The sequence below is a fragment of the Caldithrix sp. genome (assembly GCF_056497305.1).
This window is the reverse complement of record NZ_JBSMDE010000003.1, coordinates 46,241-68,699: the sequence shown is the minus strand read 5'-3', so window position 1 is coordinate 68,699 and position 22,459 is coordinate 46,241. Positions and strand designations below refer to the sequence as shown.

Below are 22,459 nucleotides of genomic sequence, written 5' to 3'. Positions count from 1 at the left end.
CTGTAGGTGTAAGGGATTCTTCCTCCCCCGATAAATCGGGGGATCAGAATGACATGCTGGCACGGGCCCTCTTTGCGGTTTTTTAAGAATTACGGCTATGCTGAATTAGCTATTTAATCAGCACCATTTTACCATTTTGTCGCTGTCCGCTGTCACGATCGATCAGGGAATAATAATAAACGCCCGAAGAGACTTGCTTCCCCAATTGGTTGAGGGAAACGTTCCAGTCGTGTTGTCCTGCGCGGGCAAAGGAGCGTTCGCCAGTCCAGATTTCCTGTCCGTCGGTATTGTAGATGGCCAGCACCACCAGAGCATGAGCGCGGGTGGTAAAGCGAATAGTGGTCGATGGGTTAAAAGGATTGGGGAAATTGCCCATTAACCGGAAAGCAGACGGTTGTAGCTTTTCTTCTGGCAGGGCGGAGGCCGAAGAATTGAGCGTCACATTCATCTGATAGGTGTCCAGAATGTTATGATTGGCGGACATATCCCAGTCGTTGGCTGTGTCGTCATCCGGGCATGAGTCAAAATTGCCGTGGTTGTTATTATCACCGGTAATGTAGAACTGCACGTCGCCCACATCCGGATTTCCCATTTCGCTTTTCAGAATACGTATTTCGATCCAGCCATCGACTACATCATTAACGGAGATGGTGTCGGCGAATTCGCTTTGAGCCAGTCCCACGTAACCATCCCATGCCGTTCCGTTCCAGTAATTTAGTTCAGCATAGTTATTGTCTTGATCGCCGGTGCCGCCAAAATGTCCGCGCGGGGCATAGTCAGGCAGATCCGCATGGGCGTAATCGATAGAGCGCGACCAGGAATCGTAACTGCCACCACCGCTTTTGGTGTTGACGATGAAAGCCCAGCTCATCCATTTCCCGGCCGAAACTTTAGCGCCAAAATAGATGTAATTTTCATCATCGGTGACATAAATCTCTTTAGCGTTGGCTCCGGCAAATCCGGGAAGGCCATCGGCCACATGCACCGGCTGGCCCCATACCGCCTCGCCGTCAAATATGCCATCAATGACCGGTGTCCCGGAGAATAAAGCACCGATAAAAATGAGGCTAATCAAAGAAATGCGTGAAACAGACATTGTTCTCCTCCTCTTTTTACTATCTGTTTTATTTTAATGCAAAATTTTAAAATTGCCAAATTTAAATGTCCAATAGCAGATCGGACGAATTCTTTGCACACCACAGGCGCTGGTTTCAGTAAGAAATTCAGGATGGCCTTTTAATGGCCAGAAATCATCCAGATTCTCTACTGTAGGATTGAGTTCTCTGCCGGGATGGCTTGTTCTGGCGTCTTAATGAAAATAATCTGCATAAAGAATTGTAATGAGAAACCAATTTTTTGTAACTTTGCTTCAGGTAAAATAAAGAGGACGGTACCATGATTTCACGTTTAATCATCTTTATTTTAATCGGATTAAGTTCACTTTTTGCCCAGTTTAATGGGGTTGATTACAAAGCCAGTAGTCTGCTGTCTAAAATGACGCTGCAGGAAAAGATCGCATACCTTGGGGGAACAAAAGGATTTTACCTGAAGGGGATTCCGCGTCTGGGCATTCCGGAAGTCAAATTATCTGACGGCCCACTGGGCATTCGGGCCAATGGCAAATCGACGGCATTTCCGGCGGCCATTGCCTTGAGTGCCACCTGGAACCGCGAGCTGGCTCTGGACGTGGGCAAGGCCATCGGCCGGGAAGCCAGAGCCAAGGAAATCGGCATTTTGTTGGCTCCGGCCGTCAACATCTATCGAGCGCCCATGTGCGGCCGCAATTTTGAATATTTTGGCGAGGACCCGTTTTTAACCTCCGAAATGGCCGTGCAGTACATTCGCGGTGTGCAAAGCAATCAGGTAGTGGCCACCGTTAAGCATTTTGTGGCCAATAATCAGGAATATGACCGGCACTGGGTGAGCTCCAATGTGGATGAACGAACCCTACGTGAGATTTATTTTCCAGCCTTCAAGGCAGCCGTGCAAAAAGGCGGGGCTCTGGCCGTTATGGCCGCTTACAATCCATTAAACGGTGTCCATTGCACGGAGAATGCTTTTCTGATCCAGAATGTTTTAAAAAAAGAATGGGGGTTTAAGGGATTGGTTATGTCGGATTGGGGAGCCGTACACAGTGCGGCCGCAATAAAAGCCGGTCTCGATCTGGAAATGCCGGAAGCCCGCTACATGACCGCAGAACATATTGTGCCGGCTATTGAAAATGGTCAGCTCGATGAAAAACTGATTGATGACAAAGTACGTCGCATCTTACGCGTTTGTCTGAGTATGGATCTATTTAATAAAAATCGCCCAAAACCGGCGATTGACTGGGACGCTCATCATGCGCTGGCTTTAAAGGTGGCAGAAGAAGGCATTGTTCTACTGAAAAATGAGGATGATGTGCTCCCTCTTCAGCCCCCGGAGATTAAACGAGTGGTTGTTTTGGGCCCAACGGCCGATCCCACGCCAACCAGCGGTGGTGGTTCGGCTTATGTTAAACCCTACCGCCAGATCAGTATTTTCAAAGCCCTGCAAAATCTGGCCCAAAAGCAAAAAATATCGGTCGATTTTTTAAACACCGACCGTTATCCTGTGTTCTCAAAAATGGTTGCAAACAGCCAATTTTACGTTACGTCGGATTTAAAGCAGAACGGTTTAAAAGCCATCTTTTACAATAATAGACGCTTACAAATCCCGCCTGTTTTTCGTCGGATCGATCAAAAAATCGATTTTGATTTTGGCGAAACCTCGCCAGCCTTTGGCGTTAAAAACGCAAACTATTCCATCCGCTGGCGCGGTTACATCAAACCAGAGGTCAGCGGGACTTATGTGTTTGCCACCGAATCCGACGATGGCGTCCGCCTGTTTTTGGATGGCAAAAAGATTATTGACGACTGGAACGATCATGCGGTTCAAAAGAATTTTGCTGAAGTGCAACTACGCAAAGGCAAAGTCTATTCACTACGCCTTGATTATTACAATCATGAAGGGCAGGGAGTCATTCGTTTTGGCTATGGTCTGGTTGACGAGGCTCCTTTGGAACAAAAATTGGCAAAAATAAAAGATTATGATGCAGCTGTTGTCTGTGTAGGTTTTACGCCGGATGTGGAAGGGGAAGGGCACGATCGTCCCTTTGCCCTGCCTGAAGAACAAAATCGTTTAATTAAGGAAAGCGCTCGTTTAAATGAGCGAACCATTGTTGTGCTTACTGCAGGCGGAGGTGTTGATTGTTTGCCCTGGATTGAAGATGTACAGGCTGTTTTGCACACATTTTACCTGGGACAGGTAGCAGGCCAGGCCGTGGCAGATATCCTGTTGGGCGAGGTCAATCCCTCAGGGAAATTGCCGTTTTCTATTGAAAAACGCTGGCAGGATGCTGCGGCCTACGATTATTACTATCCGCCTGTTGTCAATCCCCCCATTTACAAGGCTGATTTCTCTAAAAATCCTAAAGCCATTGAATATGGAGAAGGCCTCTTTTTAGGTTATCGCCATTTTGATAAAAAGGATATGGAACCCTTGTTTCCTTTTGGTTACGGACTGTCCTACACAACCTTTGATTACGATGATCTGAAATTGTCAGCCCGTTCCATTGCAAGCAATGGCCGTTTGAAAGTAAGCTGTAAAATTACCAATAAGGGGCAGCGCGCCGGAGCCGAAGTCGTTCAACTGTACTTGCACAGAGAAGTGGATGTGCTGACTGTGGAGAAAGAGTTGAAAGGCTTTCAAAAAGTTTATTTAGAACCTGGCGAAAGTAAAATTGTTTCGTTTGACATTTTACCTGAGCATCTACTGATTTTTGACCATGTAAAAAAGAAGTGGCAGGTCAAACCAGGTAAATATCAGATTTTAATCGGTTCTTCTTCACGAGATATTCGCCTGAAAAAAGGGTTTCTGGTGAAACATTAAGGAATGCATTGACGGACTAAAATTTTGTTGCCGGTTTTAAGAACGATTTGCAGATTTCATTATTCCGAAGTTTTTACGACAGGTCGGAAGCACTTTGAGATGACACGTTGGCTCATGACCACGCTTACTGTCATTTCGACCAAGGTGCGGAACGATAGCGACAGGCTGAGCGGAGAAATCGTTTTCAGGTGTAAGGGCGAAGCATTTTCCTGAAGGTTGTTACAATTAGCGCAACCTCTTTGTGTACAAGTTAAAATCACTCTTGAGAAAGACTTTGCAAAAAATGCTTCGCCCTTACAAGCGTCTCGAGCTGAAGCTCGAGTTACGTTACGCTTGCGAATTGTCTGCAAGTGTAAGGGATTCTTCTTCCCGATGAATCGGGAATCAGAACGATACTCAGCACCATTTAACTTTTTAACCATTCAACCTTTCAACCATTCACCTATTCAACCATTTAACTAATTAACTATTACACTCTTAACTCTTACACACACACTTTCTTCGCTTGTGTCTGCCAGTGGAGGTCTCGAGCTGAAGCTCGAGTTACGTTGCGCTTGCGAATAGTATGCAGGTGTAATGGATTTTTTATTTAGCCCTCACCCACTGGCCCCCTTTCCAGAAGATCGGGAGAGGGGGAGTTCAGACTACCAGTGTAAGGGATTCTTCATCCCGATGAATCGGGATTCAGAATGACACGTCGGCACGGGCCTTCACCGCCCGGGCACAACTTGCCCCTTCACAAAATAATTCGTAATTCGTAATTTTTAATTATAAAATACTCTTTCGTACACTCGTGGTTATGCTTTGTTTTTTAAGGACGATTAATGGTCACGACTCTGCTGGCTCACTTATTCCTTTGGAAAATTGTCAGAAAAATTTTGGGGCATATTTAGTATTGCTAAAAATTAAATTGACTTTAATAGTTAAAAATATTAAAATTGTTAGCTAATTTAATATGGAAAGGAGCGGGACATAGCAAAGACTATTAAATGTCCGAAATGTGGCACCGAAATCAAAGGCCAGGTAAATTTTTGCCCTAATTGTGGAGCAAAATTAAAAGATACCAAGACAAAGCCATTAAACCAATCGGAGTCTTTTAGTAAAAAGGCCCTGCTGGCCCTGCTGGCCACCTTTGTGTTTGCAATCATTGTCATACTGCTGATATTAAGCAGTAATAGAAAACAATTGCACACCAAGCTCTTTTTACAAAAGCAGAAACAGACATCCGCTTCCGGACAATTGCCGCCCAATCATCCGGATATGGAAAAAATGAGACACATCCAGGATATCAAAGACCAATTAAAAAATGATCCGAACAATACAGATCTAATGATTCATCTGGCCAACAATTATTTTGATATCGGTCGTTTTGATTTAGCCAAAGTGTATTACAAGCGGGCCATTGATCATCAGGTAAAACGACCCGAGATATTCATTGATCTGGGAGTTTCTTACTTTAATTTGAATCAACTAGATTCAGCCCTCGTTTTTGTCGATCAGGCCTTGCGCATCGATCCACAACACCGGCTGGGGTTGTTCAACAAGGGCGTGATTCAGTACAATTTAAAACAATTTAATGCAGCGATCGCTACCTGGAATACATTAATCCAGGTTCATCCTCAGTCAGAAGAAGCAAAGACGGCCCAGAAATTTATTGAAGAAGCAAAGAAGATGTTAAAATAAGTTTAAACCATTGAAAGGAGATGACGGAAGATGCCTTGTGGACGCAAAAGAAAACGCGCAAAGATGGCGACTCATAAGAGGAAAAAACGTTTAAGAAAAAATCGTCATAAAAAGAAAATTCGATAGGGTTCATCCGTTGATGAACCTTATCCTTTTGGGGTACAGACTGATCAAATGTGGCAAGAAAAGACCCGTATTTTTACCGTCAGTGAACTGACACGCACCATAAAACAACTTTTAGAAGAAGGTATTCCTACCCTCTGGCTCGAAGGAGAAGTTTCCAACTTTAAAGCGCATTCTTCGGGCCATTATTATTTTACCCTCAAAGATGCTCAGGCTCAAATTTCAGCAGTGATCTGGCGTTCGCGTGTGATGAACATCGATTTTAAGCTAGAAGATGGCCTGCGCGTGCAGGCTCTGGGAAATGTTCGAGTGTTCGAACGCAGTGGACGCTACAATTTTGATATCATTCACATCCAGCCGGCCGGGTTGGGTCGCCTGCAAATGGAATTTGAACGCCTGAAAAAGCAGCTGGCAGCCGAGGGGCTATTCGATGAACAACATAAAAAACCCCTACCGCGATTTCCCCGAAGAATCGGTGTGGTAACTTCGGACACTGGAGCTGCCATTCGCGATATCATCAATGTGCTCAGTCGTCGGGCGCCCCATGTTCAAATCATTCTGCGTCCGGTGCAGGTTCAGGGCGAAGGAGCCGCTCAGGACATTGCGCGGGCTATTAAAGAGTTTAATGCCTATGGACAGGTTGATTTGCTTATTGTGGGCCGCGGCGGAGGCTCAATGGAAGACCTGTGGGCCTTCAATGAAGAACCCGTGGCCAGGGCTATCTTTGAGTCAGAGATTCCTGTTATCTCGGCAGTGGGACATGAAATTGATTTTACCATTGCCGATTTTGTAGCCGATCTACGCGCGCCGACGCCATCGGCCGCAGCCGAATTAGCCGTGCCCGATTTTGGCGAGATTAAGCAAAATATTTTGCTCATGGCTCAACGCATGAAAAGAGCCCTCCTGCAAAGAATAGAACGCGAGCGTCAAAAACTCGTGAGTATTCAGCGGAGTTACGGCCTACGCCGTTTGGAAGACTTGCTACACCAGTATGCCTTACGCGTAGATGAACTCACATCCCAGATGCTCAAAAACTTTCTGCAACAAATAGATCTGCAAAAAAGACACCTGGAACAGATGCAAGTACGTTTGTTAAATTTAAACCCCAAAAAAGTGCTGGAAAGAGGTTACAGTATTACCTATATTAATGGTCAGGTGTTAAAAGATGCCACTCAGGTCGGGATTGGCCAGCAAACCAGAACCGAGTTGTTCAAAGGGGAAATTTGGGGCCAGGTAGTCAAAATAGAAAAGGGAAGCGATGGCAACGAAAAAGATGAAATTTGAAGAAGCGTTAAGCCGCCTTGAAGAGATCGTTAATCAGCTGGAAAGCGGTGAAATTTCCCTGGATGAGAGTATTAAAGCCTTTGAAGAAGGACAAAAATTAATCCAATTTTGCCTGCAAAAATTAAATGAAGCCGAAACCAGGGTTAAAAAATTGACCAGGGACAGCGAAGGAAATTTTAACCTGAGCGATTTGTAATGAAAAAGGCATTGACCATTGGCATTCTTGTCAATCCACGTAAAGAACAAATTTTAGTTCCCCTGAAAATCTTAAACGATTGGCAGAAAACGAACAAACGGTTTCCGGTTGAGTTCCGCTTGTGTACCTTTGATTCTGTTTTTGTTAAAGACCAGTTCGAACAATTGAAGATCAGTTCGCTGGAGGATTTGCTGCAGCATTCCGATCTGGTCCTGGCCCTCGGAGGGGATGGCACCATTTTGCGCTCCGTGCAATTAATCGGCCAGCGGCAAATTCCTATTATGGGCGTTAATTTAGGCGGTCTGGGCTTTTTAGCAGAAACCTCGCCGGAGGAGTTGACCGGGCATCTTGAGAATTTTCTCAATAAGAAATATTTTGTTGAGAAGAGGAGTCTGTTGCAATGCGAAGATCGGGCCAGTGGTAAAACATATTTCGCCTTTAATGATTTTGTGATCGACAAAGCCGGATTCTCGCGTGTTATTGAAATTGTAACCCATGTGGATGGAAAGCTGCTAAACTCGTACATTGCCGACGCCCTGATTATCTCTACCCCTACAGGTTCCACAGCCTATTCCCTGTCTGCCGGCGGTCCAATCGTCATTCCGGAAACCAATGTGTTCATTATCAATCCCATCTGCCCCCATTCGCTTACCAATCGTCCGGTGGTCATTGACGACAGCAGCGTTATTACTCTGGAAGTCTTTACGGAATTTAAAGAGGTGAAGCTGTTCAGAGACGGACAATTGGTTCAAAGTTTTAGCAGCGGGAGCCAATTTACCTTAAGTCGGGCGCCCTTTAATGTGAATCTGGTAAAAATGAGAGAAAAGAGTTTTTATGAAACCCTGCGCAGTAAATTGCACTGGGGCGAAGATTTCAGAGACAAAAAGCGCTGGTCTTACAAAAACGGTGAAAACAAATCGGAATAAATTAAAGCAGCTTCCTTTAAAGCCGACTCACTCATTAAGCGGTAGATCCGCAACAGCCCATGGTTCCAGCTTTCCTTTTAAATATTCAAAAGCTTCTTCGGCCGAGTTGACAAATTTAAAGAACTCCAGGTCTTTGTAGGCAATGGTGCCCCAACGGGCCATGGCTTCAAAATCGATGACTTCCTGCCAGTAGTCCTGTCCAAAGACCACAATGGGCAGGGGACGATGAATCTTCTTTGTCTGCAATAACGTCAGCACTTCCATTAACTCATCCAGGGTGCCAAAGCCACCCGGGAAAATCACCAGCGCTTTGGAAAGATAGACCAACCAGTATTTACGCATGAAAAAGTAGTGAAATTCAAAGCCCAATTCTTCTGAAATAAATGGATTGGGTTCCTGCTCATGCGGTAAAGAGATATTCAAACCGATGGATTTCCCACCTGCCAGATAGGCGCCTTTGTTGGCTGCTTCCATAATGCCCGGCCCGCCGCCGGTGCAAACATAAAGCGCCTGTTTGCCGTTGCCTTTTTCGATGGCCCATTGGGTTAAAAGGCGGGCCAGCTCGGTGGCGTCTTCGTAATATTTGGAAAGACGCAAACGAAGTCGGGCGGCAGAAAGTTCGCGCTCCAGTTCTTCGCTGGGCTGTTCATCATATTGTTTGGCGATCTCTTTTAATTCCTTTTTGGCCAGTTCGTGTGGCCGCACGCGCGCCGATCCAAAAAAGACCACCGTGCTGTGAATGCCAAATTTTTTGAATCGTACACTGGGTTCAGTAAATTCGGCCAGAATCCGAATCGGCCGCGCCTCCGGACTGTTAAGGAACTCTAAATTTTTGTAAGCCTTTACCGGAAACTTTTTCTTTTTATTCATAATGTAACTCCTGCTCTGAGTGCGTTTGATGGCTTTCGTTTTCTGCCCAACCTGCCCGGCTACGCTGCGGATTCGAATACAGATTGGAACATCACCATATTCGGAACATTTTCTCTGTTTTTTGAGGAAAAATAAGCCAAGGTCAAGAATTGTGCGTTGTCTTCTGTCTTGTTCGCTCAACAAAACCGCCAACCACCGATGTTAACGTTTTTTAACGAAAATGCCAATTCCAGACAAAGGCCCCGTTTTTAGAACCTAAAATAAAACGAGGCCGGCCGGATTATTCTTTTAAGTTTTGTAGCAATGCCTCAATCTGCTGATTCATTACTTGAACTTCTTCCTTGAGTTCAATCAAAAAGCTGTTGTCTTCTACTTTCCCTAAAACTGCTTCCATCTCCTGGTCGTTTTCGTAGGTCATCTTGCGGAAGGGATTGGTGTAATCTTTTTCCCGGGAAGTAAAGGCATTGGCCCGCAATTCTTCTGCTATGTGTTGGGCCCGTTGTAAGGCCTGTTTGACAAATGGCAGATTCAAATCATTCACTGTAAGTTGATGCAATTCCAGAAGGCTGTACACTGCATGGCTAAGTTTTTGTTGGGGGTAGTTTTCCCACCAGTCGTTGTAACGTTGATGTACCTTTTCCCATGAATCGAGCACACCGGCTTTAACATCTTCTTTTAACCTGCGGATTTCATCGGTAGGGACTAATTGGCCGCCTAAGTTTTCCCAATCCCTGTAAAAGGGCGTCAAATGGCTTTGCAAGTAGGATTGTAAGGCCGCTATGGTTGTTAATTTTTCTTCGGTTAAAATTTTAAACAGGGCCAGGGCGCCGTAATAATCGATCATTTGGAAATAAATTTGCAGGCCCTGAGCCGGCTTTAGCACTCTGGCCACTCCGTGGTAAACAAAGTCGTTAAGCTTTACCTCCAATTCTTTATCAATGGTCTTTTGTTGATCAAGAATCTGAGTGATGGACAGGGTTTGCCGGGCCGCCTGGTTGATGCCCTGTTGCAGGATTTCAATGCCTTTAAACATCCATTCTACAGTGTCCGGGGCTAGAAAATCCGTTTCGATCTTTTGCTCTTTAACCACGCGTTTGTCCCGTTTTTTGAATTTCCAGCTATTGCGGGCCAGGGCGTACATATTGTGTTTGAACCAATAGCCGGGATAGATGTTAATTTCGTTGTTTTTATCACCCGGGCTGACCAGGGCAAAGGGTAGTTGAATGTTCAGCTCGCTGTAATAGTTGCCTTTGGCCAGTAGGGCAAAGGGCGCAAAGTAACTGTTGTGCTTAAAATTACTGCACAGCCCGGGCCAGAAGCCGCGTTCGGCAAAAATTTCGCCGTCGGGGGCGCGGGAATTGTGGTTCGAACCAATCGTTGCTCCGGCTGCAATATTGGCCTGGCCCTGTACGGTTGTGGCAATTAAGAAGGAATTGTTGTGATGCTGTTCATGAAAAGGGTAGAGCAGGTTGTTCAATACTTCGCAACAGGAAACCGTTGAATTATCGGCCAGAAAAGAGTTAATGAAGCGGGCGCCGTACTGTAAATTAACGTTTCGGCCGGTAATAAAATTTATGGCCTTAACGCCGTAAACAATGTGGTTGCCATAGCCGACAATGCCATTAATCAATTCCACTCCTTCTCTGATTTCGGTCGGTTCATCTTTACTGGACAGGATGGTTAGATTATCCAGCCGGTTGGCGCCGCTAACTTTACAAAAAGCGCCAAACCGTGTGTCGCGAATCAGACGGCTGTCCTTGATGACCGATTGCCTGCCAATGAGGCCATAGGGCCTTGCTTTGGCATCATCTAATTTGTCCGTTAACTCAACTAACTTTCTTTGGAACATTTTGTCGGCCCGATTCCTGGACCAGATGTAGGCATCGGCCGGAAGGATGGAAGCAAAGGGCAGAATGGCCCGGTTGCCGTTTTCATTGGCCAATTCAATCCAGATGCGTTCATCTTCCGATTCGCCTTCTTTAATAATCCCCTGACCAAATTTGGCACTGGCGCTAACAGTCAACTCATCCACATTAAAAAGCAGGCACCGATCCTCTACCACGTAATGAGACAGGTAACCGACATTGCGCACAACAACCTGGTCCCCAAAATCGCATGAATCAATGGTGCTGTTGTACAAGCCCACCGGCAGGCGCAGCGAATCGGCTTCAATAAATGAAGATTTTAAATCGCCAATGCGCACCAATCCCCAGAATTCACAATTTTTAACCAGGTTGGGATCAAATTGATCGGTGACCAGCACCTTAGCCCAGTCTTCAGCCGAATTGTTATGGCTTTTTAAAACTTCAATCTCATCCGCTTTAAGAGGGCGAAAGCGTCCCGGATCGATCAGTTGATTTCGGAAAAAATAAGGATCTTCCATGTCTTTTCCCCTTTCTATTGAAGTGTGTCTGTTTAGCAAATTAACCAACCATACGCTATTAGATAAAGGCGCTGATTCTTCAATTTAAACTGCGCCTTTTTTAAATAATAATACAAAATAGCATAAAAATCTACTATTTATTAAGAGAAATACTTTTATTCAGATAATTTTTATATTATCTTTACATTGATTGTTAAGAAAACGAACAAAGAAAAGGAATGGAATGATTCGTGAAGCAGGGTATGGGCCTAAATTGGTCAGGGAGTTCAATGAATTAAACATATTGCGCTTTATCAAGAATGACGGACCGATTTCACGGGCAGAACTGGCAAAGCGTTACAAGTTGTCTAAGGCTGCTGTTTCTGAAATCATCAGCAATCTACTCGAATTGGGCTACATTCATGAAATTGGGATGGGCAATTCCACCAGGCTTGGGGGACGTAAACCCATTTTGCTGGAGTTTAATCCCAAATCGGGCTTTGCCATTGGAGTGGAAATAAAACGCGACCATGCACGCGTGGCTCTGAGTGATTTGAATGCTAAAATTTACAATATTGATTATTTCTCCTTTAAACCGGGGGCTCCGCTGAAAGGAATTGTGGAACAGACCTTTTTCTACATCGAAAAATTTTTAAAAATAGGTTGGGTTAAAAAAGCAAGACCCATTGGCATTGGTATTGCCATTCCCGGGTTGGTGAATTATCAGAATGGTAAAATCCAGGAGTCGGACACTCTTAAAAATTGGGTGGGCTTTCCGCTTAAAAAATCGTTTGAAAAGCGCTTTAATATTGAAACGATTATTGAAAATGACGTCAAAGCCATCAGCCTTGGCGAATTCCATTTTGGATCGGGGAAGAGTGTAAATGATATGGTCTATTTGTGGGTAGGGGATGGCGTCGGCGCTGGCATTATGATTCATGGTGAATTGTTACGCGGTGTGTCTGCTTCTGCCGGGGAAGTGGGCTATTACGACGTCGGCTTTCTGATCAAAGAGAAGGGGTATTGCCAGCTTTTGTACGATGGGCACAAAAATTTTGGGGACATCCTTTCGGAAAAGGTACTTCTGGAGGGCGCCAGGCGAGGATTAAACGGCGATTACAACGGTCAGTTAGATGAAAAAAAATTAAGTGTTGAATACATTCTGGAAGAAGCGCACAATAATAATCCGCTCTCTCTGGAGCTCATCAAAGAATACGGCTTTTTAGTCGGTGTCATTTGTATTAATCTAATCAATACGCTCAATCCGGAACTGGTGGTCATTGGCGGACAACCCATTGCTTATGATCCACTCTTGTTAAAAATTATTAAAGAGCAGATTAAGCAGGACATTTTGCGCACTCCAAGTCGGATTGTCAAGGTTAAAAAGGCAAAACTGAGAGAAAATGCAGCGATCATCGGCGCAGTGGCTTTGGTTCTGGAAGACCTGTTTTACAATCAAAGACTGAATATCTCCAAGTACCGCGAAGTTTTCAGAAATTAAACCACAGGATTCTACCTCCTGGTTCTTTAGATAGGAGATATCTAGCCTCTCCGTCTGGGCTCGCAGCAGGGCTTTTCCCTTCCCGCAGGCTTTAAGCTGGCATGCATTGGAGCACAGAACCTTCTGGTATTTCTGCCCGGATAAAAAGTTTAAACCAGGCATAGAGGTAAGTATATTTATCAAGTTGCTTTCCATTATTGAGTAGTAATTTGTTTATGAATTAAAATTGTCCATGTCACAACCTCTGTTAAAATACTTCGCTCTAAAACGACCTGTCCCTGCCGTTTTCAAAAATTGCAACAAACATGAAAATTTGTGTAACTTGTGGGAATATTAAATCATTAAAAATGATTTGTAAATGTAAAAAAAAAGAATGGAGCAATGAAAGATTACAAAAAAGAACTGACCATCATATTCCTGGTGATTTTCATCGATTTACTTGGTTTTGGGGTGATCATTCCCATTATTCCCTATTATCTGGAAGAGTTTGTAACCAGTCCGGATCAGATTGGCAAAGTCATTGCCAGCATGATTACGGTCTATTCCTTAATGCAATTCATATTTTCTCCCATCTGGGGACGGCTTTCCGATCGCATTGGGCGCCGGCCCATTCTGTTGATGAGTCTGGCCGGGTCGGCGGTTACACACGTTATCTTTGCCCTGGGTGGCAACCTGACCGTGCTTTTTATTGCCCGTGTTTTTACCGGCATTTTTGCTGCTACGGTTCCTACGGCTATGGCCTACATTTCCGATATTACCCCGCCGGAAGAGCGGGCCCGTGGAATGGGCATTGTTGGCGCGGCTTTTGGTCTGGGTTTTATTCTGGGCCCGGCCCTGGGAGGCATTGTCAGTGGATTTGCCGGTTACCGCGTGCCTCTAATGATGGCTGCCGGTCTCTCTTTAACCGCCTTAACCTTTGCTTTTTTAAAGCTCCCTGAAACAGTGGATACCAGCAATCCTGTGGTGCGGGATTACAGACGCTTTAATCTGAAAAATCTATATCGCGCTTTGCATCATCCCAATTTAGGGATTTTATTTCTGATCTTTTTCATCGTAACCACTTCGTTTGCTAATTTTGAAACTATTTTTGCTCTTTATCTGGAGCGCGCCTTTGGTTATGATTCGCAACACGCCGGCTATTTTTTTGCCATGATTGGGGTGATCAGCGCCACCACACAGGGCGTATTGATTGGAAAGCTGGCCAAACGATTTGGTGAAAAACGCTTAATTACCGCGGCCACCCTAATTTTAGGTCTGGCTTTTCTGGCCTTTCCTTTTGTGCGCGTCCTGGGGTTTTTTCTGCTCGTTGTAGCCGCCATTGCTTTTGGATTTGGCATGCACAACCCATCGGTTACCGCGCTTGTTTCCAAAAATGCCGCCCGCGATGAACAGGGAGGTATTTTAGGATTAAATCAGTCGTTTTCCTCCCTGGGCCGCGTGGTTGGGCCTCTGTGGGCCGGCTATTTTTTCGATAAGTTTGGTCCTGCCATTCCCTTTGTCAGCGCCGGCCTGTTTATTCTGATGGCCATGCTGCTCAGCTTTAAATTGTACAGCAGATCGTTAAAAGAGTCGCATCAATCGCTTGAAGAGCAGGCTGAGGTAGTGGCTGATTAGAATACTTCCTTCAGAAGATGTAATGCAATAGCGTGAGAAAATTTTTATGCTGTTTTAGGGAGGACGTGTTGAAGAATTGGTTTAAATTATTTCTGCGAATATCTGCTAAATCTGCGCGAAATATAATTGTGATTAAAACAGTTTCTCTCACTTTTGGTTGCGGATATGCTGCCTTAGAATACTTCCTTCAGAAGATGTAATGCAATAGCGTGCGAAAATTTTTGTGCCGTGTGGTGGAGTGAAACTGTTGAATTGTTGAATTGTTGATTTGTTGAATGGTTGAATGAGCATCTGGCTGATATTCCGAATTCATACTGATCGTGAATGAGGCCATGAAAGAAAATTTTCAACACAGGTGGTAATCCTTCCCCCTCTCCCAGATTTTTATTCTGGGAGAGGGGGATCGAGGGGGTGAGGGCTAATTCGTGAAATGACTTATGCTGTTAGAAGAGTAAAGTTAAGAGTAAATGAGTATAAGAGTTAATGGGTTCCGAGGCGCCGGCCTGTCATTTTTTAATGAAGTTTTTGGGCTGGGGGGTTGCTGCTATAGATCTTTTAAAGTAAATATTCTAAAAATATCATCCGTTCATTCGTGACAATCTTATGATCTATGGGATTGATCACTGCTTATTAGTAAAGCGTTTCATGTCGTCAATATCATATCCCATTTCTTGTAAATTTTCTTGCATTCAATGCAAAATTAGTTTATTCTCAGAAAAAATAAACTTGTTAAAAATGGAGAAAACCTCATGAAAACCTTGGTTTCGTTTTTGCTTTCTCTTTTGCTCGGCGCCTTTTTAAATGCCCAACCGTTCATCTTTATCCACAACAGCAATACCGGTGAAATCATCGTAATCATCGATTCTACCATGCATGCGGATTATGGTTTTTCCTATCCCTTGACCTTTGAATTAATCATACCCCCACAAAGCCAGAATCTTAAAGCCGAAGTACGATTTACAAAATCCAGAAACTGGCAAATGGTTTTTCCCCGCACCAGTGATGATTTTTTTAATGCCAAATGGGCGGCCCGTTTCGAGTATGAAACCAACCGAGCTTACATTTCGGTTGGTTTTAATGCAGTTAGTGATTCCATCTACCTGCATTTGCTGGACGAACAGGGCAGGGTTGTCCAGGCCAGCGCCACGCAAATCACTCAATTTTATGATAACCGACGGATGGCCGTCACCCTGAGCGCCGATGACATGGCCTCATGGAGTAAGAGTAAATTTGAGACCTCGATCGGTTACACGCGGAGTTACAATCTCTGGCTTACTCTGGCTACCAATCCTGCGGCCTGCAGTAGTTCTACATGGAACTTTCTACAGAGTCAGGTGGGCAGCGGTCTGATTGAAGTAGGCTCCCATACCAATACCCATCCAGATCCCAAACCCTATTCCGATTACGAGTATGAAATTCTGGATTCCAGGCAGATGATTATCGACAACCTGAATTTGCCTACTTTGTTCAGCAATGGACAGCACGAGTACGTCTATTCCTACATTTCCCCGCATGGTTACAGCGATACAGTGATTGACTCCTTGGTAGGCGTTGGCAAATATCTGGTCAACCGCATGTACTATGCGGATTATTACGGTTTTGCCGAATGGGATAAACCCCATCATTCCTTTGGCAGAATCGGCGTAAGCAAGGCTATGGACCCGCCCAAATCGCAATTAGGCTGGGGCATTGGTACCAACGACATCAACGAGCTCAACGGGGCCTTCGATTATGCCTACGATAATCAAACCGTTTATCATGTCATGTTTCATCCCAATGTGGTGGAATGGGACAAATCTTACACCACCGATCATCTGGCTTATATCTCGAATCGTAAAGATGTGTGGTACGTTGCTTTAGGCCATCTGTACCTTTACCATCTGGCCCAAACCAATTACTCAACGGTTACTTCCCTCAGTCAAAATGATGCACGCCAACCGGACTCGTTCACTTTGCTTGGGAATTACCCCAATCCATTCAATCCCCAAACCCGCATTCGATTTCTGGCGAATACACCTGGCATTTACCAGTTAGAGATTTACAATCCGCTGGGACAGTTGATTGAAAGCCGGACGTTAAATCTGGTCCGTTCTGGGCTTCAGGAAACTCAATGGAAGAGCCAGGGAGAACCTTCCGGTGTTTACCTCTACAGACTAATCAAGGGAAGTCAGATGCAGACGGGTAAAATGGTGAAAATCAAATAGGAGTAAGAAGAGGCATGCGATTGTTCAAAATGTCCTGTTTTACGCTTTGTCTGGTGATTCTTAGTGCCTGTGCTATATTTATGAAAGAAAAACAAAAGGAGTTTAGAAAAGTGGTTTCCATCATTCCGGCCCCCCATTTCATGGAACTAAAGAACGGCTACTTTACTTTAACAGCATCCACGCCCATCATTGTTCAGGAAGCCCCCGATAGCGATTCATTGCAATACGCCATTCTCTTCTGGCGACGGCTCATTCAAAAAGGGTGGGGGCAACAACAGCCGGTTAAACAGGTTTCAGAAAACGAGGGTAAGGCGATTGTTATCCATTTGAAAAAAGAAATGGAACTGGCTGGAAGAGAAGCTTATAAATTAACCGTTCGGCCTGACAAGATAGTGATCACTGCCGTCGGTGCGCCTGGCCTGTTTTATGCATTTCAGACCTTGCGCCAATTACTGCCAGCCGACTTTGAAGCCGGACGTTTCTCTGAGCCAACCATCCAGATTCCGGCCCTGGTTATTAAAGATGAGCCACACTTTGTATGGCGAGGAATGATGCTGGATGTTTCGCGCCATTTTTTCCCTAAAGAATTTATTAAGCAATGTATTGATTATCTGGCCCTGCACAAGATGAATCGCTTTCACTGGCATCTTTGCGATGATCAGGGTTGGCGTATTGAAATCAAAAAGTATCCTAAATTAACAGAAATCGGGGCCTGGCGCGTGGACCGCGAAGATCACCCCTGGCGAGCCCGTGAGGAACAAAAACCGGGCGAGAAAGCCACGTATGGCGGTTTTTACACTCAGGACGACATCCGGGAAATTGTGCAATATGCTAAAGAACACTTCGTGACAATCGTACCGGAAATAGAAATGCCCGGACACACGCGCGCTGCCCTGGCGGCTTACCCGCAATTTTCCTGTACCGGTGGGCCTTTCACGGTTTTACCCGGCGGATATTGGCCCATTCGCGATATCTATTGCGCGGGTAAAGATAGCACCTTTTTATTCCTGCAAGACATCCTGAAAGAGGTCATGGATCTGTTTCCTGGCGAGTACATTCACATTGGAGGGGATGAAGCGGACAAGACAAACTGGAAATCCTGTGCGGACTGTCAGCGGAGGCTGGTTGAACAAGGCCTGGATTCGGTTGAGGAATTGCAGTCGTATTTTATCAAACGAATGGAAGCCTTTATCCATTCCCGGGGTAAAAAGCTGATCGGTTGGGATGAAATCCTGGAAGGCGGGCTTGCGCCCCGCGCTACCGTTATGTCCTGGCGGGGTTATCATGGGGGCATTGAGGCGGCCCGCAGTGGTCACGATGTCATCATGACGCCAACAGAGTTCTGTTACTTTGATTATTATCAGGGCGAACCGGACATGGAACCCGAGGCCATTGGCGGCTACCTGCCGCTAAGCAAAGTTTACCAGTTCGATCCATTGCCTGACTCTCTTACGGCCACTGAGGCCAAGCATGTGCTGGGTGGGCAGGCCAATTTGTGGACCGAATTTGTTCTAACTCCGGAACATGCCCAATACATGCTGTTTCCCCGCCTGGCGGCCATGGCTGAAGCTTTGTGGACGTTTCCTGAAAACAAAAACTGGGCGAATTTTACCTGGCGCTTACAAACGTATTTCAGGCGACTGGAAGCCTTAAACATCCATTACGCCAAAAGCGCTTTCAATGTAAGAGCCAATTCAGAAGTGGATTTAAAAGCCAAAAAATTCAGAGTCACATTGCAGAGCGAATTACCTTTCGTCCAGATTTATTATCGGCTCGATGGCCAGGAACCAGACCAAAGGGCCAGGTTGTACACAGAGCCTTTTGAGTTGAACAACAGCGCTGAGCTCACGGCCGCCTCGTTTTTAAACGGGCAGCGCGTGAGTAAAATAACCAGAAAAACACTGACCTTACACAAGGCTACGGCTAAACCAGTTACTTTTACCTATCCCTATTCTCCCAAATATTCTGGTAACGGTCCCCTCACTTTAACCAACAGTTTATACGGCTCATTGAACTACAATGATGGGCAATGGTTGGGCTTTGAAGGCGTTGATTTAGAAGCTGTTGTTGATTTGGGTAAAATCCAGGAGGTACAACACATTGAAGTCGGCTTTCTAAACCACATCGGCTCGTGGATTTTTTTACCCAGACAGGTTGTCTTTTCTCTGGCAGAAAAAGAAGGCGCTTTCCGTACTGTACAAACGATTGTCAATGAACTGCCCGATGACCATGCTGAACAGGTAAGAAAGGCATTTTCTGTCGACTTCCCAAAGCAGAAAGCGCGGTTTGTTAAGATTTACGCTCAAAACATTGAAAAATGTCCTTCTTGGCACATGGGGGCCGGTGGAAAAGCCTGGTTGTTTGTGGATGAAATCGTGGTTAAATAAAACTTAATTTTAACGAATGAGCAACATTTTATCTTTTTCTTTAAAGGGAGGCGCCTCGATTATGTAGAAATAGATTCCTGAACTAACGAACTTTCGGGAATCATTGGTGCCGTCCCAGGTAAACAAGTGGAATCCTGAATTTTGAACTCCTAAGTTTACTTTACGAATTTGTTGAGCCCTACTGTTGTAAATAGAAATAGTCACTTTACATTCTATCGGTAAATGATATCTAATCGTTGTGGATTGATTAAAGGGATTGGGAAAGTTTTTAAACAGCACAAATTGGTCGACATAGGGATCAGAAAGAGTGGGAGAAGAAGTATCATTAGAACAGGAATCCATAGCAATATACTTGACATTCCATTTTCTAATATTTTTTAATAAACCGTTCTTTTCTGTGGTGATAAATACACTTCCTTCTTCATCCAGCAACGAAAAGGATTCCATGTCCATCATAATTGGAATACTGCCAACCAAGGTTTTCCAATAGAGCCCATTTGAATAAGAGGCATAAATTCCGTGAGCCGAATTACAGACCAGCACATTAGGATTTTCCACCATATTTTTTAGATTTCTGAAAGTACCTTTGACTTTTTTATGATGCCAGGTTATTCCACCATCTTCAGTAAGATAAAAATGGCTGAACCCAAGGGCGGCCCCTTTAAGGCATGAAGACATTGCAATATCAGTAATTTCATAGACCGTTTTCAAACTATCCCAGGTTATTCCACCATCGGTGGTTGTCCATAAAAAGCCTGTGACATCCGTAAAAATAAGCCAGTTACTTCCTCCTAATATCAGATGATCGGGTTTTACAATTTTAACAGCATTAAGCATCTTGCCTCTGGGAAGAGAGAACAATTTCCAGCTATTTCCGCCATTTTTTGTGTAGATGCAATAGGTCTTAATCGCGTAATAATTGGGTAAAGTAACCGTAGCTGCAATATGGTCTTGATCATAAACATCTAATGAATTAAAAACATAGTTATTAACATAGTGACCATCAATAGGCCGGTCAAACGGGGATGAAATGCGCTTCCAGGTTTTGCCATAATCAGAGGAATGCAATAACGTTGTTCGACTTCCAGCAACCCAGACATGGTTTTTAAAGGCTTTCACTTTGGTCAGATAAAAATTATAATCCAATGCAATTTCTTGCTTTTCCCAGGTTTGGCCGCGATCCATGGTTCTTAAAACCGTGCCAAAGTCACCTACTGCATAGCCAATGGTCTTGTTTAGTCCTGGATCATAAATAAAATTAATGTCATGTAAGGTAGGATAGTTTTTTTTCGACAATAATTCCCAGCTTTCACCAAGATCTTTAGAACGGTAAAGTACGCCATGGTATCCCCCGACCAAGACGGTTTGAAATTCCGGTAGCCAAACAGCCACAGTTGGCCCAAAGTTGTGTGGACTGAATAGATAGGTTTCGTACCAGGTTTCACCATCATCTGTTGATTTTAAAAAGGAAGGTTCGTAGTCCAGGCCATAATAACCCCATAGATTATTTCCGATCAATAACCAGGTTTTAGGGGCAATATTTAAAATGGTACGGTAAAGATACTTTGTGTTTTGACGTTTCCAGGTGTACCCATAGTCTCTGGTTTTTAATATGAAGGCCTGGCGCTTATAATTGGTTTTATGCCTTGCCCAACCGGACAAAAAACCAACTCCCTGTTTATTGATCATCATATGAAATAATGTGTAGGATGAATCAGAGTAAATTTTAAGAGGTCGCCCCAGCTTTAACCAGGTTTTTCCGCCATCCTTACTATGACAGATCCTGTTTCCAAAGCCAATCAACCATACTAATGAGTCTTCTCCGCAAATAAAATCTATTCCCCCGTCCATTGATGAATATGGCGGCAGGAATTGTTTCCATGTATCCCCTCCATCATCTGTTCGGTAAGGTGGATCACAACCATTAAAGCCAATTACGTCAGAAGTAAAAACTATTTCACCATGAGGCATATTAATCGTTTGCCATGTTTTGGCTGTATCATTGCTTTGATAAAAACGTAAAAGACTAAGGAACAAACGGTTGTTTTTTGCTACACTAATAAGCTGCCAGGAATGCGTTGTAAAAGCTCCATAGTATATTGGAATAGCATATGGAGTAAAATTGTACCAGGTATCTCCGGCATCCGGAGTCATGAGCAAAGTATTTGCTTCGCCAACAAACCAGGCTAATCCATTCCGAGCAGCCGCTGAAATCAAATCATTGCCCTGTGGATATGGAGAAATCCATTGCCAATCTGAGGCAAAAAGGCTGAGAGTAAAAAACAGAACGAAAATGATATGTTTCATTGTTTTACCCTCAAGGATTGACTATTGATCAAAATTTAGTATTTGTAAATTAAATGATCAAATAATAATTTTTAAATATAAAGAAATGTCTTTCTCTAATGCAGCTCAGCCGCAACCCTTAAAAAACCGCAAAGAGGGCCCGTGCCAGCATGTCATTCTGATCCCCCGATTTATCGGGGGAGGAAGAATCCCTTACACCTACAGAGAATTCACAGGCGCAATGTAACTCGAGCTTCAGCTCGAGACGTTGTAAGGGCGAACCATTTTTTGCAAAGTCTTTCTCAAGAGCGATTTTAACTTGTACACAAAGAGGTTGCGCTAATTGGAACAACCTTCAGGAAAATGCTTCGCCTTTACGCCTGAGAAAGATTTTTCCACTCTGCACGTCGCTTTCGCTCAGCGCATCGGTCGAAATGACAATCAGTGAGGCTTCGTCCCCAGCGTCATTCCAAATCCCGATTCTCGGGGACAGACCGTTCAACAAATCAACGGATTTACTTCCTCACACAGCATAAAAATCTTCTCATCCCCTCGTGGAGGACAAATCTATTGAGAGAAAAATTCTTACTGTTTCTGCTCTTTCTGCCCGGCGAGCAATATTTTTTTAATTTTTGAAATGAATGGCACAAGTCCTTCCGGATAGTCTTTTGCTTCCCCACCCAGGAGGACTGAAACCACCTTCATGGAATCCCCTTGACTGTTCCTGTAGCCAATGGTAAATGTGCGAGAGGGCCATCTTATTTTATTTGTGCGCGGCAAAACATCCGGTAAATAGAGAAAATCCATCTTTTGAAAATAGTATTTTAATGAATCCGATTGTTCTTTGCTCAGATAACCGGTGTGTTCTAAAATCGATTCGCTCTTGTAGTAAATCGTGTACTTTTTGTAAATTCCTGAAAATAACACCTGTATTTCCAGGCCGTACCGATCTCCCGTGTAATAGACATCCTTTCCGCCGCCTTCACGAAACAGATACTGAATATCGGCCGGCAGAGAGGCCCTCTGGCAAATCCCCTGTTCACTCAACAACAGAACAAGCAGGAGCAAAGCAGATTTTAAAAATTGTTTTCGTGCCCCAATAAGCAAAAACATC

The 22,459-nt window shown here is 44.4% G+C and carries 14 protein-coding genes and 1 pseudogene; 10 read left to right on the top strand and 5 right to left on the bottom strand.

Annotated features, from left to right (window positions below; genetic code table 11):
• Positions 1-109: 109 nt before the first annotated feature.
• Positions 110-1,096 (bottom strand): T9SS type A sorting domain-containing protein, encoded by a 987-nt coding sequence (locus ACWB0I_RS00275; protein WP_479386018.1) that lies wholly within the window; start codon positions 1,094-1,096, stop codon positions 110-112.
• 299 nt (positions 1,097-1,395) lie between these two features.
• Between ACWB0I_RS00275 and ACWB0I_RS00270 the strand changes: the two genes are divergently transcribed.
• The 6 genes and pseudogenes from ACWB0I_RS00270 to ACWB0I_RS00245 all read left to right on the top strand — a co-directional run bounded on the left by ACWB0I_RS00270 (position 1,396) and on the right by ACWB0I_RS00245 (position 8,121).
• Positions 1,396-3,909, top strand: coding sequence for a glycoside hydrolase family 3 C-terminal domain-containing protein (locus ACWB0I_RS00270; RefSeq protein WP_479386017.1), 2,514 nt, complete (start codon positions 1,396-1,398; stop codon positions 3,907-3,909).
• Between the two features lie 972 nt (positions 3,910-4,881).
• Positions 4,882-4,959, top strand: a pseudogene (locus ACWB0I_RS00265) (zinc ribbon domain-containing protein); the annotation flags it as partial.
• Positions 4,960-5,043: 84 nt separating this feature from the next.
• The gene (locus tag ACWB0I_RS00260; RefSeq protein WP_479386016.1) at positions 5,044-5,592 is read left to right on the top strand and encodes a tetratricopeptide repeat protein; all 549 of its coding nucleotides are present in this window, start codon (positions 5,044-5,046) and stop codon (positions 5,590-5,592) included.
• 174 nt (positions 5,593-5,766) lie between these two features.
• Positions 5,767-6,999 (top strand): exodeoxyribonuclease VII large subunit, encoded by a 1,233-nt coding sequence (xseA, locus tag ACWB0I_RS00255; RefSeq protein WP_479386015.1) that lies wholly within the window; start codon positions 5,767-5,769, stop codon positions 6,997-6,999.
• Positions 6,974-7,195, top strand: a complete 222-nt coding sequence (gene xseB / locus ACWB0I_RS00250; protein WP_479386014.1) for an exodeoxyribonuclease VII small subunit — start codon at positions 6,974-6,976, stop codon at positions 7,193-7,195. Before xseA ends, xseB begins: the two co-directional genes overlap by 26 nt.
• Positions 7,195-8,121, top strand: a complete 927-nt coding sequence (locus tag ACWB0I_RS00245) for an NAD(+)/NADH kinase (protein ID WP_479386013.1) — start codon at positions 7,195-7,197, stop codon at positions 8,119-8,121. The genes xseB and ACWB0I_RS00245 overlap by 1 nt, the downstream gene beginning before the upstream one ends.
• A gap of 27 nt (positions 8,122-8,148) precedes the next feature.
• On the opposite strand, the gene ACWB0I_RS00240 is transcribed toward ACWB0I_RS00245, so the two are convergent.
• Both ACWB0I_RS00240 and ACWB0I_RS00235 read right to left on the bottom strand, forming a co-directional pair.
• Entirely contained in the window at positions 8,149-8,991 is an 843-nt protein-coding gene (locus ACWB0I_RS00240; RefSeq protein ID WP_479386012.1) for an LOG family protein, read from the bottom strand.
• A gap of 280 nt (positions 8,992-9,271) precedes the next feature.
• The gene (locus ACWB0I_RS00235) at positions 9,272-11,374 is read right to left on the bottom strand and encodes a DUF4954 family protein (RefSeq protein ID WP_479386011.1); all 2,103 of its coding nucleotides are present in this window, start codon (positions 11,372-11,374) and stop codon (positions 9,272-9,274) included.
• A 223-nt stretch (positions 11,375-11,597) separates the two neighbouring features.
• Here ACWB0I_RS00235 and ACWB0I_RS00230 point away from each other — a divergent pair, with 223 nt between their 5' ends.
• The 4 genes from ACWB0I_RS00230 (at position 11,598) to ACWB0I_RS00215 (ending at position 19,059) form a co-directional block, all read left to right on the top strand.
• Positions 11,598-12,854, top strand: coding sequence for an ROK family transcriptional regulator (locus tag ACWB0I_RS00230; protein WP_479386010.1), 1,257 nt, complete (start codon positions 11,598-11,600; stop codon positions 12,852-12,854).
• A 381-nt stretch (positions 12,855-13,235) separates the two neighbouring features.
• Complete coding sequence (locus ACWB0I_RS00225) at positions 13,236-14,468, top strand: MFS transporter (RefSeq protein WP_479386009.1); 1,233 nt, start codon at positions 13,236-13,238, stop codon at positions 14,466-14,468.
• A gap of 749 nt (positions 14,469-15,217) precedes the next feature.
• On the top strand, positions 15,218-16,672 hold the full coding sequence (locus ACWB0I_RS00220) for a T9SS type A sorting domain-containing protein (RefSeq protein ID WP_479386008.1): 1,455 nt from the start codon (positions 15,218-15,220) through the stop codon (positions 16,670-16,672).
• Positions 16,673-16,686: 14 nt separating this feature from the next.
• Positions 16,687-19,059, top strand: a complete 2,373-nt coding sequence (locus ACWB0I_RS00215) for a beta-N-acetylhexosaminidase (protein WP_479386007.1) — start codon at positions 16,687-16,689, stop codon at positions 19,057-19,059.
• A gap of 9 nt (positions 19,060-19,068) precedes the next feature.
• Here the strand turns inward: ACWB0I_RS00215 and ACWB0I_RS00210 are convergent, their stop codons facing one another.
• On the bottom strand, positions 19,069-21,366 hold the full coding sequence (locus tag ACWB0I_RS00210) for a YCF48-related protein (protein ID WP_479386006.1): 2,298 nt from the start codon (positions 21,364-21,366) through the stop codon (positions 19,069-19,071).
• 564 nt (positions 21,367-21,930) lie between these two features.
• On the bottom strand, positions 21,931-22,458 hold the full coding sequence (locus ACWB0I_RS00205) for a hypothetical protein (RefSeq protein WP_479386005.1): 528 nt from the start codon (positions 22,456-22,458) through the stop codon (positions 21,931-21,933).
• Position 22,459: the final 1 nt, after the last annotated feature.